This is a genomic window from Ruminococcus sp. OM04-4AA, assembly GCF_003462585.1.
Lineage (GTDB): Bacteria > Bacillota > Clostridia > Lachnospirales > Lachnospiraceae > Mediterraneibacter > Mediterraneibacter faecis.
The window spans coordinates 1-690 of sequence record NZ_QTZH01000171.1; the positions used below are offsets into that span (position 1 = coordinate 1).

A 690-nucleotide genomic window follows, 5' to 3' on the forward strand; every position below is an offset into this window, starting at 1 on the left:
ATTTGAAAAATATTATTCATAGATACTACCATGAAGAAACCACATATAATAGAAATAAACGGTAGGAACACCAAACAGTATCAATAATTGCTTTTTGATTGTTCTAAAAAGTGATTTGTCATTCACACCTATTCTTCGTAACGTAGAATAACGATATTTATATTTAGTTGAATCACTTAATGATTGAACAGCAAGGATTGTTCCTACAGCAGAAATAAGCACAAAAGCAATATATAAACAGATACTTGCAATCATAGCTGTCATAGAGTTTTGTTCTTCTACTGTTGTTCCTCGCATATTTATTCTATAAGACTGAAGAACATCTTCTCCGTTTTCATTTACTTCAATAAATTTATCTTCCATATCTTTTAGAAATTGTTGTTCATAATCGGCTGTTGTATCTTCTTTTGTATCTACAATAAGATGTCTTTCAGCTATTTCTAAATCTTGTGTATAAACATCTGGAACAACTACGGTAAATCGACCAGAATTACACATTGCATACCAATATGTTTGCGTATCTATTTCTTTCAAATTTAATTTTTCCCCATTTGATAATTGTAAGACTTTTATCTCATTATTGTTTTCAACTTTATGCAAATATTGTTTGTCTGTAATAATAAGATATTTCATTTTCTTTTAGCTGAGCTGTATCCAACCCCCTTAGTTCCAACATTTTATTGTAATCAC

Annotated in this window: 1 protein-coding gene; it reads right to left on the reverse strand. The window is 29.3% G+C overall.

From position 1 onward, the window contains the following. Positions 1 to 12: 12 nt before the first annotated feature. A complete protein-coding gene (locus DXB52_RS15975) occupies positions 13 to 600 on the reverse strand; it encodes a hypothetical protein (RefSeq protein WP_181989243.1) in 588 nt (195 codons plus the stop codon). Between the last annotated feature and the right edge of the window lie 90 nt (positions 601 to 690).